The organism is Methylobacterium sp. GC_Met_2, from assembly GCF_026540795.1.
Taxonomy (GTDB): Bacteria; Pseudomonadota; Alphaproteobacteria; order Rhizobiales; family Beijerinckiaceae; genus Methylobacterium.
The window spans coordinates 13357-31246 of the sequence record NZ_JALNUM010000009.1 but is presented as its reverse complement, the minus strand read 5'-3'; the positions used below and the strand labels follow the sequence as shown (position 1 = coordinate 31246).

Annotated in this window: 19 protein-coding genes and 1 pseudogene; 10 read left to right on the top strand and 10 right to left on the bottom strand. The window is 64.5% G+C overall.

Going from position 1 to position 17890, the window contains the following annotated elements:
- Nucleotides 1-5 precede the first annotated feature (5 nt).
- The gene (locus OXS49_RS05415; RefSeq protein WP_267422513.1) at nt 6-383 is read left to right on the top strand and encodes a hypothetical protein; all 378 of its coding nucleotides are present in this window, start codon (nt 6-8) and stop codon (nt 381-383) included.
- A 141-nt stretch (nt 384-524) separates the two neighbouring features.
- Here OXS49_RS05415 and OXS49_RS05410 read toward each other — a convergent pair.
- Both OXS49_RS05410 and OXS49_RS05405 read right to left on the bottom strand, forming a co-directional pair.
- Nucleotides 525-710: pseudogene (locus OXS49_RS05410) on the bottom strand (hypothetical protein); the annotation flags it as partial.
- Nucleotides 711-862: 152 nt separating this feature from the next.
- Complete coding sequence (locus tag OXS49_RS05405; RefSeq protein WP_267422511.1) at nt 863-1519, bottom strand: TetR/AcrR family transcriptional regulator; 657 nt, start codon at nt 1517-1519, stop codon at nt 863-865.
- 81 nt (nt 1520-1600) lie between these two features.
- On the opposite strand from OXS49_RS05405, the gene OXS49_RS05400 reads away from it, so the two are divergent.
- The 3 genes from OXS49_RS05400 (at nt 1601) to OXS49_RS05390 (ending at nt 3354) form a co-directional block, all read left to right on the top strand.
- A complete protein-coding gene (locus OXS49_RS05400) occupies nt 1601-2341 on the top strand; it encodes an SDR family oxidoreductase (protein WP_267422509.1) in 741 nt (246 codons plus the stop codon).
- Between the two features lie 156 nt (nt 2342-2497).
- A complete protein-coding gene (locus OXS49_RS05395; protein ID WP_267422506.1) occupies nt 2498-2956 on the top strand; it encodes an NAD(P)-binding domain-containing protein in 459 nt (152 codons plus the stop codon).
- A gap of 50 nt (nt 2957-3006) precedes the next feature.
- The gene (locus tag OXS49_RS05390; RefSeq protein WP_267422503.1) at nt 3007-3354 is read left to right on the top strand and encodes an NAD-binding protein; all 348 of its coding nucleotides are present in this window, start codon (nt 3007-3009) and stop codon (nt 3352-3354) included.
- A 287-nt stretch (nt 3355-3641) separates the two neighbouring features.
- Here OXS49_RS05390 and OXS49_RS05385 read toward each other — a convergent pair whose 3' ends face one another.
- Nucleotides 3642-3974, bottom strand: a complete 333-nt coding sequence (locus OXS49_RS05385) for a hypothetical protein (protein ID WP_267422501.1) — start codon at nt 3972-3974, stop codon at nt 3642-3644.
- Nucleotides 3975-4243: 269 nt separating this feature from the next.
- Between OXS49_RS05385 and OXS49_RS05380 the strand changes: the two genes are divergently transcribed.
- On the top strand, nt 4244-5020 hold the full coding sequence (locus OXS49_RS05380; protein WP_267422499.1) for an SDR family oxidoreductase: 777 nt from the start codon (nt 4244-4246) through the stop codon (nt 5018-5020).
- Nucleotides 5021-5033: 13 nt separating this feature from the next.
- Here the strand turns inward: OXS49_RS05380 and OXS49_RS05375 are convergent, their stop codons facing one another.
- Complete coding sequence (locus tag OXS49_RS05375) at nt 5034-5930, bottom strand: alpha/beta hydrolase (RefSeq protein WP_267422497.1); 897 nt, start codon at nt 5928-5930, stop codon at nt 5034-5036.
- A gap of 846 nt (nt 5931-6776) precedes the next feature.
- Between OXS49_RS05375 and OXS49_RS05370 the strand changes: the two genes are divergently transcribed.
- Entirely contained in the window at nt 6777-7844 is a 1068-nt protein-coding gene (locus OXS49_RS05370) for a hypothetical protein (protein ID WP_267422495.1), read from the top strand.
- 102 nt (nt 7845-7946) lie between these two features.
- Here the strand turns inward: OXS49_RS05370 and OXS49_RS05365 are convergent, their stop codons facing one another.
- The 6 genes from OXS49_RS05365 to OXS49_RS05340 form a co-directional block, all read right to left on the bottom strand.
- Nucleotides 7947-8183 (bottom strand): hypothetical protein, encoded by a 237-nt coding sequence (locus OXS49_RS05365; RefSeq protein WP_267422492.1) that lies wholly within the window; start codon nt 8181-8183, stop codon nt 7947-7949.
- Nucleotides 8184-8802: 619 nt separating this feature from the next.
- Entirely contained in the window at nt 8803-9672 is an 870-nt protein-coding gene (locus OXS49_RS05360; protein WP_267422490.1) for a hypothetical protein, read from the bottom strand.
- Between the two features lie 326 nt (nt 9673-9998).
- Complete coding sequence (locus tag OXS49_RS05355) at nt 9999-10814, bottom strand: hypothetical protein (RefSeq protein WP_267422488.1); 816 nt, start codon at nt 10812-10814, stop codon at nt 9999-10001.
- Entirely contained in the window at nt 10811-11047 is a 237-nt protein-coding gene (locus OXS49_RS05350) for an AlpA family phage regulatory protein (protein ID WP_346016929.1), read from the bottom strand. The genes OXS49_RS05355 and OXS49_RS05350 overlap by 4 nt, the downstream gene beginning before the upstream one ends.
- A 118-nt stretch (nt 11048-11165) precedes the next feature.
- Nucleotides 11166-12191, bottom strand: coding sequence for a hypothetical protein (locus tag OXS49_RS05345; RefSeq protein WP_267422486.1), 1026 nt, complete (start codon nt 12189-12191; stop codon nt 11166-11168).
- A gap of 1 nt (nt 12192) precedes the next feature.
- Nucleotides 12193-13431: a site-specific integrase gene (locus OXS49_RS05340; protein ID WP_267422484.1), complete on the bottom strand. Its 1239-nt coding sequence runs from the start codon at nt 13429-13431 to the stop codon at nt 12193-12195.
- Nucleotides 13432-14121: 690 nt separating this feature from the next.
- Between OXS49_RS05340 and OXS49_RS05335 the strand changes: the two genes are divergently transcribed.
- The 4 genes from OXS49_RS05335 to OXS49_RS05320 are packed head-to-tail and all read left to right on the top strand — an operon-like array spanning nt 14122 to nt 17849.
- Complete coding sequence (locus tag OXS49_RS05335) at nt 14122-14598, top strand: MarR family transcriptional regulator (protein ID WP_267422482.1); 477 nt, start codon at nt 14122-14124, stop codon at nt 14596-14598.
- A complete protein-coding gene (locus OXS49_RS05330) occupies nt 14595-16637 on the top strand; it encodes an FUSC family protein (protein WP_267422480.1) in 2043 nt (680 codons plus the stop codon). The genes OXS49_RS05335 and OXS49_RS05330 overlap by 4 nt, the downstream gene beginning before the upstream one ends.
- Nucleotides 16634-16843: a DUF1656 domain-containing protein gene (locus OXS49_RS05325; protein ID WP_267422479.1), complete on the top strand. Its 210-nt coding sequence runs from the start codon at nt 16634-16636 to the stop codon at nt 16841-16843. The genes OXS49_RS05330 and OXS49_RS05325 overlap by 4 nt, the downstream gene beginning before the upstream one ends.
- A 58-nt stretch (nt 16844-16901) precedes the next feature.
- Nucleotides 16902-17849: an HlyD family secretion protein gene (locus OXS49_RS05320; RefSeq protein ID WP_267422478.1), complete on the top strand. Its 948-nt coding sequence runs from the start codon at nt 16902-16904 to the stop codon at nt 17847-17849.
- Nucleotides 17850-17890 lie beyond the last annotated feature (41 nt).

The following is a 17890-nucleotide window of genomic DNA, read 5'->3' as shown; positions in this document are numbered from 1 at the left end:
AGACCATGAGAAAGATCGCACTGGCGGCGCTGGCCGCCGCACTCGGAACCGGTGGGCTACTCGGCAGCACCGCTGCCCGGGCCGGTGGTTACGGCTACGACGCCTACGATGCGCCCGAGACGATCGTGACCCGCCGTACTGTGATCGAGCGCCGCGTCTTGTTGCCACCGCACGAGGTGGTACGCGAGGTGGTGGTCGAGCGTCCGGTCGTGCCCCCGCGCCGGGTCGTACGCGAGGTCATCGAGGAGCAGCCTGTGGTGTACCGCCCGCGCCCCTTGGTCCGCGATGTCGTGGTGGAGCGCGATGGCTACTACAGACCGCACCGGTTCGGGCAGCGTCCGGTCGGCTACGGGTACGGGCCGGCCTACGACCCGTACGACTAGGTCGAGGCGATTGGGTCCGGCTTTTCCCGAAGCCGGACCGATCTCATACCGAACCGATGCGCCTATGCCGGCGGGAACGGCTCGGACGCCTAAGCCTCGACGGCGACCGACGTGGCTCGGGACCGTGCAATCTTCGTTGAGTTACGCTGACGCGACGGTGTCTGCCATCCGTACCTGGCGGGCGCCGATAGGCTTCTGACCGCCAGTCGTGGTGTTCCGGGTGGTCTGATGCTCCATCCCGGCGTTGAGCTTGGTCCCCAGCAGCACGACGGTGGAAAGCCAGATCTAGGTCATGAAGGCGATGGCCGCGCCCAGCGAGCCGTCGGTAGAGGCGTGCAGTTGGGCCACGCCGCGCGTGTACTTTTTCAACGAATTTTCTCCGAAGCGGACATGCTGCTTTCGGCCAAATCCAGTCGCCTCCTGGCACCCGGTCCGAACGACCACGACTTTCGCCGGCATTTGCATCGGGTCAATAGGCTTCAGCGGCCGACCCGAGCGTCCCACCCCGACATCGTGAGGCGAGCGACAACCTCAAGCTCCTCCCGGCTGGCTCCATCGCGAGCCTGGAGCGACATGCCGTTCTGCACCGTCATCACGAAACGGGCGAGCCCCGGAACGTCCACCGAGGCGTCGAGATCGCCTTCCGCGACCGCGCGATCAAGCCGTTCCCGGACCGCCTTGAGTCCGATCGCCCGGGCCGTCCGCACCAGTTCGCCAAGTTCGGCGTGCCCTTCGCTGCCGGCCGCCGACAGCGTCACCATGCAACCGAGCGGCTCCTCGCGTCCGCAGAATCCCGTGAGGGCCGCGGCCGAATCCATCAGGAGCGCCTCGACGGCCGTTCGGGCGGTCGGTGCTGCGGCGAAATTGGCCCAGGCCATCGCCTCGTACTGCTCGGCGTAGTGGCGAAGAGCCTCGGCGTAGAGGGCCTCCTTCGAGCCGAACGCCGCGTAGAGGCTCGGCGAGCCGATCCCCATCGCTGCAGTGAGGTCGGAGATGGAGGTCGCAGCAAAGCCCCGGCACCAGAACAACCGCATCGCCCTGCCAAGGGCCGCCTGCCGATCGAAGGCGCGGGGCCGACCGCGCCCGCGGGCCGGTGCTGCCTCCGCTTCAGCTGACGTCGGACTCGATTTCTGCATCGATCGTTAGATAAATCCGTTGACCAGGTTCGACAACGCATTTAGCGCATTCTGTATCGTTCACAACAGAAAGATCGAGCCATGAGCGAACTGGCAGGCAAGCGCGCCCTGGTGACCGGCGCATCACGCGGCATCGGCGCAGCCATCGCCCTGGCACTCGCCGACCGGGGCGCGGACGTCGCCATCACCTACGAGCGATCCGCCGAACGGGCGGCCGAAGTCGTCCGCGCCATCGAGGCGAAGGGCCGCCGTGCCATCGCCATCCAGGCCGACAGTGCGGACGCATCGGCGGTGAAGCGTTCGATCGACGAAGCGGCCGAAAGCCTCGGCGGACTCGACGTCCTCATCAACAACGCCGGCATCGCCCGTGGCGGCCCGGTGGCCGAGATGAGCCTCGCCGACATCGACGCCATCCTCGACGTCAACGTCCGCTCGGTCGTGTTGGCGTCGCAGGCCGCGATCCCGCACCTCAAGGAGGGCGGTCGGATCATCTCCATCGGCTCATGTCTCGGGGAGCGGGTCCCATTCCCCGGTGTGACAGTCTACTCGATGTCGAAATCGGCCCTGCTCTCGTTCACGCGGGGGCTGGCACGCGAACTTGGTCCGCTCGGCATCACCGTCAACCTCGTGCAGCCGGGATCGACCGACACCGACATGAACCCAGCGGATGGGGCGCAGTCAGACATGCAGCGGTCGATGACCGCGCTCGGCCATTACGGGAAGCCCGAGGACATCGCGGCCTCGGTGGCGTTCCTGGCGAGCCCGGCAGCGCGTCAGATCACCGGCACCGCCATCACCGTCGACGGCGGTGCGAACGCGTAGATCTCATCGGCGGGCGTGGACCGATCCAGGTCCCCGTCTGCCGAGTGCGGGCGGGGCTGGCCGCGACTTGCACGGGCATTGCGGAGACGCCGTTCGATCGCTCCGCGACGCAGCCTTGCCGCCCTGGAATCGGAAGACCCCGACAAGGATCACGCCATGCGTGTTTCACTCATCGGTCTCGGTCATATGGGCATTGCCATCGCCCGCAACCTCGTCGCGGCCGGGCACGCGGTCTCCGCCTGGAATCGCTCGCCCATCGCCGCGGACCAGCTCGGCGTCCACGTGCTGACCTCGGCCGCCGAGGCCTTCCAGGCGGAGGCCGTCCTCACCATGCTGTCGGACGACGCCGCCATCCGCGCGACGATCCTCGACGGCGGCGCGTTGCAGGGCGCTCGCGAGGGCGTCGTGCACGTCGTGATGTCCACGATCTCGGTCGCGTTTGCGGAGGAACTCGCGGCGCATCACGCGCAGGCCGGTCTCGCCTACGTCTCCGCCCCCGTGCTTGGCCGGCCGGACGTGGCCGCGAAGGGCGAACTCAACGTGCTCGCCGCAGGCCCACGGGATGCGGTCGAGCGCGTGCGCCCCCTGTTCGACGTGTTGTCCAAGAAGGTCTAGGATCTCGGTGAGGAGCCCCAAGGGCCAACGCGGCGAAGATTGCCTGCAACATGATGATCACCATGGCGATCGAGGCGATGGCCGAGGCGGTGGTGCTGACCGAAGCGAACGGCCTGCCGCGCGAGACCTTCTTCGAACTCATTCTCGGCACGCTGTTCGGCAGCCGATCCTACGAGGTCTACAGCCGTCAGATCAGCGAGAAGACCTACGAGCCCGGCTTCAAGGCGAGCCTCGGTCTCAAGGACCTGGGACTGGCGAGCGAGGCTGCCGAAGCCGCCGGACGACGGCTGCCGATGTTGGACGTGGTCCGCGGGCAGATGACGCTGGCCGTCGAGGCGGGTCTGGGCGAGCGGGATTGGTCGATCATGGCCGACGTGACCATCCAGGGCAGAAAGTAGTCCGAAGCGACGCATCATCCGCCGTTGGTTCGCAGGTCCGCACGATCTCGTCGAGGAATTCCTTGGGGTTCGTTCCCAGCGCACTGACTGCTTCGAAGCAGACTACAATAGGTCCCCAACGAGGTTGGGTCGGTAGAAGGCGGCTCGCTTTTCCGGCTGGCCTACTCCGAAGCGGTCATTCCGCTTTCGGCCAAACCCTGCCAGAAAAGCCCGAGATCGCTCCGCTTGAAGGAGGCCGCGTGGCGACCGCTCGCGTCTCAGCTGCGGGCGGCCGCCACGATGCGGATCTATTTGCGCGTGGCACGGACCGAACACTGTGTGCGATCGTCGACCTTGGCGTCTTCCTTGGTGCTCAATTGCTCGGGCATAAGCGACGCGAGCTTAGCAGCATCGGCGAGCATGGCGGCACAGGTGGCGACTTCCTGTACCATCTCGTTCGTAAGACAGGGCTTGCGGCGGAGGCGACGGCTCAGTTTCTTCAGGTCGCAGGCCGCATCCATCACCAACGCCATGGCACCCGTATATGGCGAGTCGCTACGCGGAATGAGGTCATATCGCTCGGCGATCTCCCAAGCCCATTCAGGCAGATCGTCGGGATCAAGGAGGGTCTTGTCGTTCATCGTCGCGGCTCCGTAGCGCACGACGCCCGTCGCCGTGCCGGTACCTTTACGCGACCGAGTCGATGGAGGGCGCGCCGCAGGCTCAACCGCCGTGCCTGCAGTGCTGAAGTCTAGGGTCAGAAAGCGAGCGGCTCGGCTCGGCTCAGGTCCTTGGACAACGGCGCTTCGCATCATCTGCGCAAGGCACAAAGCTCCAGTGCGGACAGCACATTTGCCGAGGCGGGCACGAGCGCGAGGTGATGGGCGACGCAGCGGCATGAGAGAAGGCGATGGAATTGGGCCTCGACGGGAAGGTCGTTCTCATCACCGGCGGCTCGAAGGGCATCGGGCTGGCCTGCGCTCGCGCCTTCTGTGACGAGGGAGCGAAGATCGGAATCGTCTCCCGCTCACAAGCCAACCTTGACCAAGCGCGCGAGGCACTCGGCGGGATTACGGGGTACGCCGCCGACCTCAGCGATCCGGTCGCGGCGCTTGCTGCCCTCGACGCACTGGAGACTGAACTCGGCCCCGTCGATGTGCTCGTCAACAGTGCCGGTGCGGCCCGCCGCACGCCGCCAGACGAGTTGCCCCCCGAGCACTGGCGCGCTGCCTTCGACGCGAAGCTCTTCATCTACATCAACATGTTCGATTCGGCTGTGAAGCAGATGGCGACCCGGGGCAGCGGCGTGATCGTCAACGTGATCGGCAATGGCGGCAAGGTGGCGGCGCCAACGCACGTCGCGGGTGGGGCGGCGAACGCGGCCCTGATGCTCGCCACGGCCGGTCTGGCGCAAACCTACGCCGGGCGCGGCGTGCGCGTTGTCGGCGTCAATCCCGGGCTGACGCGGACCGACCGGGTCGCTGAGGGCATGCAGGCTGAGGCAGCGCTCACGGGCCTGGGCATCGACGAGGCGCAGGCCCAGGCCGAAGCGGGTATTCCGCTCAGGCGCATGGCCGAGCCGGAGGAAGTGGCGGCGACGGTGGTGTTCCTGGCCTCAGCGCGAGCCAGCTACGTGACCGGGGTGACGGTGACGATGGACGGGGCGAAAGTCGCGACTGTGGTCTAAGCGCGGGTGCGGGTTAATGCACCGCGAGGAACTCCAGCACCGATGCGTTGAACGGCTCCGGGTTCTCGCGGTTCATGGCGTGGGCGGCGTTCGGGATGACGATGGGGGTTGGAACGGCGGCGTTGCAGCGTTGGGCTGCGGCGAAGGCTTCGCCATAGCGCTTCGGGCTGCGCTCACCGGTGAGTGTCAGGACTAGGAAGTCGAATTTCGCGATGTCGGCGCAGGTGATGTTGCCGCGCTCACCGCTATCGACTCCGGTGCCCATATTGTCGAGTAGGATCTGCCGTTGGGCCGGCGAGCGCTTCGCCCAGGTCCCGGGTCCGCCTAGCCCGTCCGTGAACTCTTGAGCCGCCTTCTCGACGTTGCCATCTGCCAGATTGCGGCGCAGTCCACCGACGAGTTCCTTAGTCTCGGAGGCCATCTTCCTACTTTCAGGCGTGTCGGGCAGCAAGCCCTCCATGCCGCTGGCATCCTCAAGGATCAGGGTCTTGATCAGTTCGGGGTGCGCCTTGGCGACCATCAGCACGACGGCGCCCCCACGCGAGTGCCCGAGCAGGTGCACCTTGCTTAGCCCAAGCTGTTTGATCAGGGCTGCGACGTCTTCGGCGTGCTGACTGACTGAAAAGTCGTCACCCTTGCCGTCCCACCTCTCGGGATAGTAGTGGCGCAGGCTCATCGTGATGACGCGGTACTTCTTGGCGAATTCAGGCACCTGCGCGTACCAGATGCGGTAGTCGTTCAACGAGCCGTGCACCAGGACGAGGGGTTCGCCAGAGCCGGTCACTTGGTAGGTGAGCGGGTAGCCATCCACCACAACGCGCTGGGTGCCCTCCGGCGTTGACCAGTCAGCCTGGGCTTGCGTCGCCCAGAGCATCCAGAGCGCAAGCGTCACAGCGGACACAGCCTTCACCGTCACCTCCCTGATCGCCTTTTGCCGAGAAGTCTGGCGCGTGGGGCCGCGTTTGTCACCGAGCCGATGCGGCCCTCGCGGAACATTAGAAGGGCGCTGACAGCAGCCACCCCGCAACCGGAGCCTGCAAGCTCGGCGACCATCGTGCAAGGCACAGCCCGCTGTCGGCCGGGCCGGTGAGCCGTTATGCAGACTCGCACCGCCTGTTGACGGCGACGCAGCCGAAGGAGGACAGTTCACACCAACTATAAGCCGCGCGACGCGGACAGGGAGGAAGGGCATGCCGACGACGCGTCGTGAACTGCTCGGTGCCGGCGCTTCCCTTGCGCTCGGGACGCTCCCAACCGGCGCCGGCGCCCAAACCGCGCAGCCTAGGTCGGCCGCCTCCCCCGAGTGGGATCCCGGCTCGGTCGCCCACCTCCTGCCGACCAGCAGCCACGACCGCATCCTCATCAAGGCGTCCTTCCGCCAGCCCCTCGACGGCGCCCCCGCACTGCTGATCGACCAGCAGCGCTTCCCCGGGCAGCGCACCGATACCCGCGGTGGCTTCTGGCAGTTCCAGGCCGAGGATCTGAAATCCGGCACCCACTACCGCCTCGCCGTGGTCGCGGGCGATGGCAAGGCGCTGTGCGAGCCCTGGAGCCTCGCCACGATGCCGGCTCCTGACGACCGCCCCGAGAAGCTTCGCCTGCTCGTCTACTCCTGTGCGGGCGGGCACGACCTGTTCGCGCGGGCTGGCACCGGCTTCGAGTTCCTGCCCGTCGCGGTGCGCCAGCGCCTGCTGCGTCGCGGCCTGTCGTTCGCCCCCAACGCGCTGATTGCCAACGGCGAGATGTCTACTGGGACTTGCTCGCGCCCCGCGCCGCGCCGAAGCTCGGGGGTAACCCGGCCGCGCTCGCCTACGCCTGCTTCAACCGCAGCGCGCCCCTGCTCGGCGGCGCCAACGAGGAGGCGCTGCTGCGCGAGGCCGGCGAGCAGATCGCGCCGCTCTACGGCACCCTGTGTCGCTCGACGCCAGTGTTCTTCCTGCAGGACGATCACCACCACCTCGACAACGACGAAGCGACCGACGCTGTGGTAACCTTCCCGCCCGACTCCTTCATGCTGGAGGCCGCGCGGGCGACGCAGCGCCTGTGGTACCCGGAGTTTCTGCCCGACCCGAACCGCCCGGCCGGGCTGCCCGGCGCCGACCGTCCCGACCGCGAGGCTTCGCGCCCGTCCGGCCCATCCGAGAGCTTCGGGACGCTGCGCTACGGGCGCCTCGCCGAGGTGTTGCTCTACGACGTGCGCCGCACCCTGACTCTGGCCGGCCCCACCGCGGTCTTCGTCGCGCCCGAGGTTGAGGGCTGGCTGAAAGCTCGCGCAGCGGCGCGCGAGGTCGCACACGTCGTCAGCGTGCCCCCGAACCTTCCGGGCTGGAGCGCTGGAAAATGGGGCGAGTGGTACCCCGACCTGCTCGAACCCAACGGCAAACTCTCGGTGGCCAAGTCGAAGCCCTACTGGCACTCCGGCTGGCTTGCACCGCACGACCGGCTGATGCAGTCGTTAGCGACGATGCCCGAGCGGATCCCACTCGTCGTGAGCGGCAACCTGCATGACATCGCCGAGGGCTACATGCGGCGCAGCGGGCGGCTCGACTTCTCGGCGAAGCCGGTGGTGACAGTGCTGTCCGGCCCGCCCGGCACGAGCACCGGCAGCTGGCCTTCGGAGTTCCGCGGGGTGGGGGCGCTGCCGCCGAATTATCTTGACGTAGAAGAAACCCTAAAGCCTCTCGAAGAGAACGGCTTCCTGATCATGGACTTCACGCCCGAGACAGTGACCCTGCGCTACTTCCGCTGGAATCAGAAAAAGGATCCGGTCGAGGCCATCGACACGCTCGAACCGTTTCGCTCGACGGAGTTGCGCCGTGCCTGATCCAGCGCCTTGGCGGTCATGTGGAGCCCGAACGAAAGCGTTTGAACTGAAGTTTGTCGCCGATGGTGGCCCCGGACACAATCAGCGTCCGGGGCGCCTTTCTCAGCCGATCATTCCATGCTTGGTGAGCACGCGTGAAATCAGCGCGAGCGCTTGGTCCTTGTCACGAAGGGTTCCCTGCGCCACCAGACCGTCGATGGAATAGGCGAGCACTGCCTCGAAGGCTTCCGAAGGCGGAATTGAAAGCTTCGGGATAACCTCATCCAGGGCAATTTCGAGATGATCCTGCGACACGCGCAGTTTCGCGCGACGCACCCTGGCTTGTTGAAGTCGGGTCATAGTTTTTCTCCATAGGTAGCGGGGTGCCACCACAGAGCCTTTACGTGACGAAGCGACCGCTCCACGGAGCCATGGGCAGCGTCGCGGAGTCCTTCAATTTCGCAGGAGCCCTTAACTCCGTGGGCGCCACGAGGCTGCCGTAGGTGGTGTCGCTCGAAGGGCCGAATTTGTAGGGCCTCGCCGGTGGGGCCACAGGGCCTTGCCAACGGCTCCAGCAGGCCCGCGCCGCCATTACAGCGGCTAGGGCAAGAAGGGCCTCAGCGGCCTTGCCTGCGCCCTGCAACAGGCATTGGTGCATAAGGGGGGCTGGCCTAAGCAACCTACTCGGTAAAATTGCTGGTCAAACGAAAATCTATGAGCACGAAGCTGCGGGAGATTAGGCAATCAGGGTCGTCATGAGGGTCAGAAATCCGGCGTTCGCAGATCACCACGAGGGTTTGCAAGCCCGTTGGCGCGACCGCACAATCCTCACATTGCCGACGGTCGATGATTGGTGACCAGACGATAAAGTATAAAAATCTCAGCTGGCCAAACTACCCTTCGAACCGGAAGTTGAGGCGCTCGACAAGCAAGCACCTCATGCGCGGTGGAGAGCAAGTTTTTCGGGGTCCCCGAAAAATCAGGCGAGCCGGTCGTGAACAGCACCAACCGGCCGGCGCTGTTCCGAACCCGCACACCGCGATGCTTGCGCTCTTATGATGCGAGCTAAAGCCGTGCCAGCGCTGTTCCCGAAAAGCAGCTGATCGAGGCGCCGCTCGCCCATGATATCGAGCATCCGAATGCGTTGCCCAGTTCGTAGCCAATCCTTTTGAATGTGCATCGCTGATGGCTTTGTTTTTTTCGCGTATGAGCTAGCCCGCCTTCTCGAAAAATGACCGACGCGCGAAACTTTTTGCGGAGCTTTCAAGATGTAGAGCAGCTGACGAGGCACATCGGCATAGGCGACCGATTTGATATGAACCGCTGAGACGCGTTCGAACATGCTCCGATGCCTACGGCGAAGTGGTGCAACCTGCGCACTAACCTCCTCGTTTGTCTTTCCCCAGGTGAGAAGGTGACAGTGCCAGCTGACCGAATCGGTAAAACTCCAGCCATCCGGGCCCCATTTCGAGAACAACGCGGCCTCGATCATGCCTAAAAAGGGGATCTCGCCCATTCCTTGCCGGGCGATCTGCTGCAGGGTCACGACATCAAAGGCCGCAGCCGGACTCCGGTGCCGACGGGCGGCCCGCATCTGCCGCGTTCCTGGCCCTCCATCGTTGATCGCACAGGCACAACGCGCGGGTGTGATGGTGACGAGGTGAAGCGGCCCGGCCGCTATTCCCTCATGCGCGAGCACTTGCCGTAGGGCGGTCTGGGCGAAGTTGATGCGGGCTGCTGCGTTATTCGCATGGAGCTTTCGAGCGCTCGCAGCGAACAAGGTCTTGGTTGCCGGATCGGTCGCCGTATCGGTATGGTTTTGTCTCGGCCGAATGATGTAGTTGCACATCTTGATGTCAGCCCACTGATGCACGTCGATGAACGTGCGCAGGTTAGTTATTTCACGTGGCTTAGCACTCCCAGGCCAAGGGTGGGGGGGGTCGATACACGAAATCGGGGGGAAAAGGGGCCTTTTCACTGCCGAACGTTATAAGGTTTTTCATGGTTTTGGGTACTTTCAGGGGGCTGAAGTGTGTTATACGGTTTGGGCATAGCTTCGCAGCCAGCAGAGCTAGTCGCTTTGCTGCGGGTGTGTTTACCCAAGGGGTTTTGTGAAAAATTCTATCTGTTGAGGCTCGCGCAACAGCTCCGTGATAGGAACCTCAGTACTGGAAATCAAGGTTCGAGGCTTGCTGCCGCAATTATGCGGATATGCCAGTCGCGGCCATCAAAACCCAAAATCTCTACTTCGACATGGGCACGACAGCCATCTTGTAACCGCTCGAAACTTGCGCCTTTCGGGCCTAGCACAGCACGCAGCGTAATTTGATCTTCGGCCACTTTGCCCTGTTGGTTGGTCGCTGGTGCTGCGTGCTGCGCCGAACGTGGCCCGTTCGACCTAAAGCCGGGCGATGCGTTTGGACCATCTTGCTCGACAGACAATTTACTTGAGTCGTTGCGGACCGCTGCCCCATCTGGTGTTTTCTGTCGGTGCGAACGAACATTCTGTTTCACCAACTTGTCATAACCACCAGCGGCGGTGACTCGTGCGGGCAGATCTTCAATGGACAGTCCTTCTTCGAACATCATTCGAGTCGCCCGGTAGTAGTAACTGCCTTTTTTATTATCCACGTAAGCCCTGGTGCACACAAAACGCAGAGCAGCAGTTGGGTTGTTCTTGGTACGAAGCCAGAATTTAGCCCATTCCCCGTTGAAACTTGTTTGATCGCTCGTGGGGTGTTCTGCTAGGTGGCGCGCCAACAGATGGCACCACTTCACTTGCTGATCGATTGCAGCTCGTTGCCTGTGATCATCGAGCGCAATGCGCCGCCGAAGCAACTCGATTGCCCCTTCAACCCCTCCCCGCCGATGAAGCTCACCAATGCCGGGCAGACTCGAACTGGCCCGTTCTTTAGCCCACTGGCGAGCATCGCGGCGTCGCTCGGAGACGATTGAGGTAGGGGCGGCTTTGATGGGACGTCGGGATTTCATCGGACGCCCCCCTGCATCAGAGCGCGGATATCTTCACAGCGCCATGCGGTAATCCGCGGTCCAAATTTTACAGGTTGAGGGTAGCGCTGGGTGCGCACGCCGTCCCACCAGGATGACCTGCTGATCGGCAACGGTCCTCCGGGAGCAATTATGTTGACGAGTCTGACGTAGCCGGTCGGCGGCAGGCCGTCAGCCTTATGCTCAACTGCAACCTCTAAATTTTGAGTGGCCACTATGTTCTCCTCTCAAACAAGCGCCGCTGTGGCGCTTTGAACGAGGAAGAACATGCCCTCTGCACGTTATGCGCGGCAGAGAGCTACCGCCTTGCAACACAAGTAAGTCATTGCAAAATCAGCGTTTATCACCTCTTCCAAAGCCTTTCAAAATTTCATCAGTGAGAATGGGCAGCGGCGGTGGCGTAACAAGTTCAAATTCGAGGTCGTTAGGAAAGTGCGGGAAGTGCAAGGCCTCGATGGCACGTCGATCAAATTTTCGACATATCATGTCAGTTACTGTTCGGCATCGAGCCATATAGGAGCGAAGATCGACCCGACGCTGTAGTAACTCATCTACTGTTCGGCTAAAATCATTACTTGCGGGATCTAGCGTAAATTCCAATGTTGGGTGAAAGCGTTCGACATAGTGAAAGGGGGCGGAGGCCCCATGCGCTACCCAAAATGATCTAAAAGTGCGATGTGCAATTTTCCATCTACGACCGAATAGATTGTTTTGAAAGACATAGTGCGCCTTATTCAAGCTTACGGCATCGCGGTGATCATCCGATTTCGATTTATAGGCAACGATAAACCAAGCAAGGTGACCTAATACATCAAGTTCGGTGTATTTTTGATTGTCAATTTTCCAAAGCTCAAACGACGGCATCGCGAATATATAGTCGGAAAATAATTTCGATAATATGTCCAACCGTAGATGTCGAAAAAGCAGTTCACGATCCTCAGAATCAAGTTGATCAGCCGTGATCGCTCCGTGATGTTTTGAAAGATAAGAAATGACGCAGATCGTTATTGCCGCCGGGTGATCCGAAGTTGCAGTGGGCCAGCGAAGCCACGTTATAAATTTGAAAAGAGCTTCAAGAAATGAAAGCCGGTCAGTGTTAAATGTATCAACCAGACGCGCGATGGCATCGTCGATACTCATCTCCTGCGCGACTGTTGCAGACGGCATACCATGCGATGGATCGCGGTCACGCTTCCATCGATACACGGATGCGCGCGATGCTCCGAGACCTTTGATGGCTTCGGCAGGTTGCAGGCCTCGCTCACGAGCTGCGTCGAAAAGCGTGATTATACGGTCCTGCTCGGCAGGTGCGTGCCGTTTGCCCTTCAAGGCGCGGGGCGATTGTTTGTTGCGCTTCACTTTATCCGCCCTGTTCCCTCTTTGACGATTGGTCCGGCTCAGCGAGAAACGTGTTCCACTCCTCCATCAACTCTCGTCGTTTACCCAGCAAGTCGCCACGGCGGTAGGCAGCTTCGACCCGATTTTCGATAGTGTGCGCGAGAGCCATTTCAGCGACCTCGCGCGGCAAATTCGTCGCCTCAGCTGCCCAATCGCGAAAAGACGAGCGAAAGCCGTGTCCTGTGATTGGTACACCCATTCGTCGCAAAGCCATCAAAAAAACCATATTTGACAATGGTTTCGTTCCCGACCGACCTGGGAAGATAAGCGAGCTGTCGCCGGCCAGCACCTTCGCTCGCAACAGCACTTCACAAGCCCGCCCGCTGAGTGGCACCCGGTGTTCGCGGCCAGCTTTCATCCGCGATGCTGGAACCGTCCAGAGTGCCTGCGCCTCGTCAATTTCGCCCCACCGGGCATCGAGCACCTCGCCGGTGCGTGCCGCCGTCAGTATCAGGAACTCGAAAGCCAGCCGCCCGATCTCACCTTGGCCAACCATGCCCCGCAGTCGCGCGATAAAAGCTGGAACTTCAGCGTAGGGCAGCGCCGCGTGATGCTCCTCTCGCTCACCCTGCTTCGGCAAGCCCCGTGTCACCCCTTCAACCGGATTGTCGCCGCTGCGATATCCGGCCGCCTTCGCCCAATCGAGCACCGTACCGATCCTCTGGCGCACGCGACTAGCCGTCTCGCTCTTCGTCAACCAAATCGGCGACAATGCCCGCAACACGTCGGGGGTCTCGATTTGATCGACGCGCTTCGCGCCGAAATGCGGATTGGCGTAGGCGCGCAGAGTCGTAATCCACTGCGCTGCATGCTTTGGGTTGCGCCACGTCGCCTTATGCTCGGCGTGCACAGTCTCGGCCGCCTCAGCAAAGGTTGGGACAGTCACCTTTGCCTTACGTTTATCTGCAATCGGATCCCCGCCATTCCGGGCGATCTTGCGATAGGCAAGCGCCTTCTCCCGCGCTTCTGCGAGACTTACCAGTCCGACGCCACCGAACCCGATGTCGCGGCGTTGTCCTTGTATGACGATGCGGAGGATCCATCGCTTCGAACCTGTCGGATCAACAACGAGGTAGAGGCCGTGGCCGTCGGCGTAGCGCCCCGGAGTTTTGAGGGAGCGTATCTGAACGCTCGTCAATGCTTTCTCGGGATGCCGCCCCTTGCCTCCCATTGCCGGGTCCGCCCAATTCCAAAAAGCCATTATAGCCCACATTCGATGTGGGCTGCCAGCGGATTATATCGGATTAGGCTGGACGACGTTGCCTGCGCCCGCTGACCGCTATATCGCTGCCACTACAACCATTTTTGGCTGTCGCTAGCTGCAACCGGATCTTATTGGACTATCGAATAGGGCGGTCTCCGTCTCCGCCACTCAGGGCACCCAACTCACTGAAATCGCAGCTCGTTTTTGGCCCACCGGCCTGAAGGCCCCCGTCGATCCCGTGGATCTGCATGAACCCCTTCTCAGGGGCAGGGCCAAGCGAACACCCGTCGGATGTGCAGGCCGTCGACGGCACCCGGCAGAATGGTGTCGTTCATGCGCAGCTCGGGGCGTCCGTGTGCTTCGACGAGCTCTCCGACCGCGCCCGATCTGCTGCGTCCTGTCGGAGACATCGCACAGACCCGACCCGAGGCCCGGCAGGTCACCGGCGGCCTTCCTGAGCCCGTCACTGTGGATGTCGCAGATGAATTTCCGGGCTATCCGCGGCCGATGCCCTCTGCGCCGGCAACATACTGTGCTGTTCGAGGCGTCCGCTTCCCTTGAGATGCAGCGTTCGGCGGCCCAGGGATCCACGCCCGCCCTTGAATGATGCCCCGCTAATTGATAGCTTGCTATCGATGGGCGCGGGGCCGTCAAGGATCATCCTTCGCAATCGCCCGGGGGCGTGAGATGACAGCCGGAACCCTCCGCCAGCTCCGTCTGGCCTACACTCAAACGCTGCTGCTGTCCGGCCGCCAGTGGCGGCGGCTCGCCAACGCAGCGACCGAGGCGCATGGCATCTCGGAAGCCAAGGCCATGCCACTGGTGCTTATCGCCCGCATGGGCGGCGCGCCGCGGCAGACCACCCTGGCGGATGCGATCGGCATCGAGGGCCCGTCGCTGGTGCGGCTGCTGGATCAACTCGAGAAGGCGGGCCTCGTCGCCCGCCGGGAGGACCCGACCGACCGGCGCGCGAAGGTGCTGACCCTGACGCCGGGGGGGCAGGCGGTCGTGGCGCGAATCGAGGCCGATCTGGAGCGGCTGCGGGATGCGGCCTTCGCCAAGGTGAGCGCCGCCGACCTGGAGGCAGCTTTACGGGTGTTCCAGGCCCTGCAAGACCATATCGGCGGCGCGGTCGCGCTCGACGAGGCGGAGGCCTCGGAATGACCCTTCCGGGCTGGCGCGACTGGGCCTTCGCGCTCAAGACCTTCGGGGCCGGCATGCTGGCTCTGTTTCTGGCGTTCTGGATCGACCTGCCGAATCCCTACTGGGCACTCGGCACCGTCTACATCACCAGCCAGGTGTTGGCCGGCGCCACCCGCTCCAAGGCGCTCTACCGGGTGCTCGGCACCCTGCTCGGGGCGGTGGTCACGGTCGCCCTCGTGCCGAACCTCGTGAACGCGCCGGAACTCCTCACGCTCGCCATCGCGGCCTGGGTCGCGACGTGCCTGTACGTCTCCCTGCTCGACCGCACCCCGCGCAGCTACCTGATGATGCTCGGCGGCTACACGGCGGCGCTGATCGGCTTCCCGGCCGTGGGCGAACCCGGGACGATGTTCGATATCGCCGTGGCCCGGGCCGAGGAGATCACCCTCGGCATCCTCTGCGCAAGCCTCGTCAACACGGTCGTGCTGCCGCAATCGGTGGCGCCGGTGATCTCCGGCCGGCTCGACCTCTGGCTGCGCGACGCGCGGGAGTGGGCCATCGACGTCCTCGCCCGCACCCGCGCGTCGCGGGACACGCAGGCCACCCGGCTGAAGCTCGCCTCGGATGCGGTCGCGTTCGATGCCCTGGCGACGCCGCTGCGCTACGACATGACCGGTGCGGAGCGCTCGGCTGAGGCCATGGCGACCCTGCGCCAGCACATGCTGATGTTCCTGCCCATCGCCTCCGCGGTCTCGGACCGTATCGAGACGCTGGAGCGGGCGAACGCGCTGCCGCAGCGCCTGCGCACCCTCCTCGACGCCATGGCGGCCTGGCTCGCGGCCGGAACCACCGAGCAGGCGCAAGCCGACCGCCTGAAGGCCGACGCGGACGCCCTCGAACCCGGGCTCGGCGAGCGGCCATCCTGGGACGCCCTGGTACTGGCCAGCCTCCTGGCGCGGCTGCGCGACTTCATCGACCTGCGCCAGGACGCCCGCATCCTGCAACGGCACATCGCGGATGGCACGCCGGTCACCGAGGACCTGACCTTCCGGTACACCGCGGCGGCACGCACGATCCGCCACCGCGATCACGGCATGGCGCTGCTGTCGGCTCTGGGTGTGTTCCTGACCGTCCTGGTCACCTGCGCGATCTGGATCGCGACCGGCTGGCCGCACGGCTCGGCCGCCCCGATGATGGCCGCGGTCGGCTGCAGCCTCTTCGCCGCCCAGGACGACCCCGCGCCATTCATCGTGAGCTTCGCCAACTCGGCCATCCTCGGCGCCCTCGGGTCGGGCGCCTACCTGTTCGCCGTCCTGCCGCTGGCCACCTCCTTCGAGATGCTGGCGCTCGCGCTGTCCCCGGGCCTGCTGATCTGCGGGGTGTTCATGGCCCGGCCGAAGACCGCGCCCCTGGCGATGGGCGCGGCGCTCAACGGCTCGGCCATGATCGCCCTCCAGGGCAGCTACACGGGCGACTTCGTGGCCTTCGCCAATTCGTCCGTCGCGGTCATCGTCGGGATGTGGGTCGCCGCCATCGTCACCCGCCTCGTCCGCTCGGTCGGCGCCGGCTGGTCGGCGCGGCGGTTGCGGGCCATCAACCGCCGCAGCCTCGCCCGCGCCGCCGAGCGCCAGGGCGCGCAGAACGGCCTCGAACTCGCGGCCCTGATGCTCGACCGGGTTGGCCTGATCGCGCCGCGGCTGGCCGCCCTGCCGTCCGACGATGCGGAATGGACCGCCGACCTCCTCGCCGAGGTCCGGGTCGGCATCAACGTCGTGGAGCTGCGGCGCGACCGCCGGCAGCTCTCGGAGCCGGCCCGGGCGGCCGTCGAGGCGCTCTTGGCCGCGCTGGCACGCCACTTCGGAGCCGAGCCGGGAAAGCCCGCCCCCGACCTGCTCGACACCATCGACGGGGCGCTCGACGCCGTCTCCCGCGATGCGCGGCAGGCGCCCGGACGGGCCGCCTTGATGGGACTTGTGGGCATCCGGCGCGGCCTGTTCCCGGACGCGCCGGCCTACCGTTCGACCCTGCCCAGGACCATGCATCCGGAGCTCGCGGCATGACGGGTGAACTCGATCTCTACGGGGTCTTCGTGCCGAGCCTCGCGGCCTGGATGTTGATCGCCCTCGCGGTCAGCCTGCCCCTGCGGCGGGTGCTGGCCTGGAGCGGGTTCTACCGCATGGTCTGGCACCGGCCCCTGTTCGACCTCGCCCTCTACGTCGTGCTCCTCGGCCTCGTCGTTTCGGTCGCGGTGCCGCTCACCTCCTGATCGGCAGGCGCGTCCGGCCGCCCCCCTCGCCCCTGCACAGATCTTCCGGATCGACCCCATGCCTCGGTTGCTCGCCCTCTTGGTCCGCCTCCTCGTCACCCTCGGGATGGTCGCCGCCGCCATCGTCGTCGGGCTGGCGCTGTGGGACTACTACATGGAGGCGCCCTGGACCCGGGACGGGCGGGTGCGGGCCGACGTGGTGCAGGTGGCCCCCGACGTGTCCGGCCTCGTCACCGAGGTGCTGGTCGCCGACAACCAATTGGTGAAGCGGGGCGACGTTCTCTTCCGCATCGACCCCGAGCGCTTCGACCTGGCCCTGCGCCAGGCGGAGGCGATGGTCGAGGGCAAGCAGGCGACCGCCGAGCGGGCCGCCGCCGACTACGTCCGCTACCAGAAGCTCAGCGACGCCGCCGCGTCCCAGCAGCGGGTCGAGGCGGCCCGGGCGACCGACCTGGAAGCCAAGGCGGCCTACGGACAGGCTTTGGCCGACCGCGATCTCGCCAAGCTCAACCTCGAACGCTCCGCGGTGAAGGCCTCGGTCAACGGGCGAATCACTAACATGGAGTTGCGTCCCGGCACCTATGTCACCACCGGGCGCGGGGTGATGGCGCTGATCGACCGCGACACGCTGCGCGTCGAGGGCTACTTCGAGGAGACCAAGCTCCCGCGCATCCACGTGGGCGACCGGGCCAGCGTCCGCCTGATGGGTGAGACGTCGACGCTGAACGGCCGCGTGGAGAGCTTCGCGGGCGGCATCGAGGACCGCGAGCGCACCGCCGGCTCGAATCTGCTGGCCAGCGTCAACCCGACCTTCGCCTGGGTCCGGCTGGCCCAGCGCATCCCGGTGCGGATCAAGCTGGACGACGTATCCGACGAGACCCGCCTGGTCTCGGGCCGCACCGCGACGGTTGCCGTCGAAGCCGCGGGCGAGAGACCGCATTTCAGCCTGTTCGAGTCCTGGCGCGGGGCGCCGGAGCCCGCAGCCCGGGTGACGAAGACCCGTTGAGGCCCGGCCGGCGACCCCATCTTTCAGATGGGCAGACGGAT